This is a genomic window from Glaciimonas soli (assembly GCF_009497155.1).
In the GTDB taxonomy this organism is placed as follows: Bacteria; Pseudomonadota; Gammaproteobacteria; order Burkholderiales; family Burkholderiaceae_D; genus Glaciimonas; species Glaciimonas soli.
In genome coordinates this window covers 1-2391 of record NZ_WINI01000028.1, presented here as the reverse complement: position 1 = coordinate 2391, position 2391 = coordinate 1, and the positions used below count along the sequence as shown (strand labels likewise).

Sequence of the window (2391 nt, the reverse complement as noted above, 5' to 3'; positions counted from 1 at the left end):
CATAAACGCAAATGGATTGCTACTACCAACTCTCATCATAGTTTGCCAGTTGCACCAAATCTGCTGGAAAGAAATTTCACGCCAGCAGCGCCGAATCGAGTCTGGAGCACTGATATCACGTACATCCATACTGAGCAGGGCTGGTTGTATTTAACGGTGATGCTGGACTTGTACAGTCGTCAGATAGTTGGCTGGTCTATGCAAAATCATATGCGAGCTGAGTTGGTCGATGATGCGTTAAAAATGGCTTGGTTCCGACGTCAACCCAAAGCGGGGCTCATCGTCCATAGTGATCGTGGCAGCCAGTATTGCAGCAAGCTATTTCAAGACAGCTTGACAGCGTATGGCATGCGTTCTTCGATGAGCCGTAAAGGAAATTGTTGGGACAATTCTCCAACTGAGAGTTTATGGGGGGGGGCTGAAAGTGGCGCGTATTCATGGCAAAAAATTTGCTACTCAACGAGAAGCAAAAGATGAGATCGTTGATTGGATAAACTTTTATAATGCACGTCGCCAGCATTCAACACTTGGTTACGTCAGCTCCATGAATTTCGAGAAAAACTGGCTTGCAAAACAACAGTAGGTCGCATAAAAATTCTCAGTTATGGGATACGGTTTTGAAGGGCAAGGTCACAACGAATGGATGGGAGAAGAGATCGTGAAGTTTGAACAATACACGTTAGAGCATGTATCTAAGTCGCCGTGTGTTTTTTTGCGTTTGATATCAATGAATATTCAAATAAAAATACCCTTGGCAACGATCCGCACTCCGTAGTCCCCCCACGCCTGTGCTGAAGGTTAAATGCACTGCTTTTAACGCAGTGCGCTAAAACGCCAAACCTCCAAGCCACGCGGGGTGTGCGGGGAAATAGGTTGCGTCAGCGTGACGCAAAATGACGCACTTTGCATCGTATTTCAGCGCTGAGTATTAAAGGGCCGTCGCATGCGTTAATGCGGCACGATGCATGGTGCGTCCGTTACTTCCTGAATTGCCGTCAAGACAGTGGACAACTATCGTTCCATCTTCATTGGTCTGACCAAATGGGCTATCCCGCCCATCGTTGATCAGGTTGAACAGGCCAATACTGCCGCGTTAGCTAGTCGCGCGCTCAGGTTCACACTCCGTTGGCCATGCACCTTCGCATTGCGTTAAAACAATCGCCTAGCTTCATGTGCCAATGGACAGTGCTTAATGTGAATTGTTGTTAAATCATGCCTTAAAGAAACTTAATCGCACCTTCTGCATAAATTTTAATGCATGATCAAAAAATAAATACAACATTCAGGAGCTTTCACGATGTTAACTGCAGCACGCACACTGACCGCAATCAGCCCAGCTATCCCAACCATCCTTAATCAACCCAGTTTGATCGCGGCATCGATAAAAGGTAAGGAAGCCTTAAACAACCTTTATTCTTACGAGGTGATGTTAAAGACGCCGGACAGTCTGGCGCAGATCGGTGCGCCAGCGGCGGATATCGATCTGCGGGAACTCATCGGTCAAGTGATGACGGTGGAAATTGCGTTGGAGGGCAATGGCACGTTCGTCGCTGGCATGGTTGGTAATAGTGGCATGGGTAACGTTGGTGCAGGCAAGCGCGAAATTTCCGGCATCATTACCGCCGCCAAAGTAGCGCGTCAGGTCGGGCGTTATGTGTATTATGCCATCACGCTGGCACCGTGGCTCAAGCTAGCGGCCTTAGGTAGCGACTGCCGCATTTTTCAGGATAAGACGCCGCTACAAATCATCGACGAAGTGCTGTCTAGGTATAATTTCCCCGTCGATAAGCGCCTGTTCGATCCTTACGATCAGGTACTCGATTACACCACCCAATACAACGAATCGGATTTCGCCTTCTTTTGCAGAATGACGGAGCGCTTTGGGATTAACTATTTCTTTGAGCATAAAGACGGCATCCATACGCTGATACTGACCGATGCTAATCAAGCACATCAGCCCAATCCTGAGACCTATGTGACCGTACCTTTCCGCAACGACAGGTCAAAAATCGATCAGGAGTACATCAGCCAGCTGACCCCAACACGTATGCTTACGGCGGACGTATTTTCTGCACGCGACTATGATTACACCCGTCCCCGTGCGACCTGGGATGTGAGCAATACCGATCCCAAGCTGGCCGGTCAGGCTGAAGTGTATACCTACCACCAGACCAATTATGTGCAGGCCAAAGCAGGGGCACAACAAAGCCAGAACGAACCACTGAGAGACGGCAGTTATCTGGCGCGTCTCAATCGTGAACGTCTGGCCAATGACGCACAGCGCTCACAGGGCAGTGGTGTATTGCGGGGCATGGTTGCCGGTTGTACCTACCGACAGACTGAACATCCGACCATTGCGGCCAATATCGACTATCTGATTATTGCCACCGA

The 2391-nt window shown here is 49.0% G+C and carries 1 protein-coding gene and 1 pseudogene; both read left to right on the top strand.

Annotated features, from left to right (window positions below):
• Nucleotides 1-583 (top strand): annotated as a pseudogene (locus GEV47_RS19300) (IS3 family transposase); the annotation flags it as partial.
• 714 nt (nucleotides 584-1297) lie between these two features.
• Nucleotides 1298-2391: type VI secretion system Vgr family protein (locus GEV47_RS19295; RefSeq protein WP_153236422.1), on the top strand; the 1094-nt coding region annotated here is incomplete at its 3' end.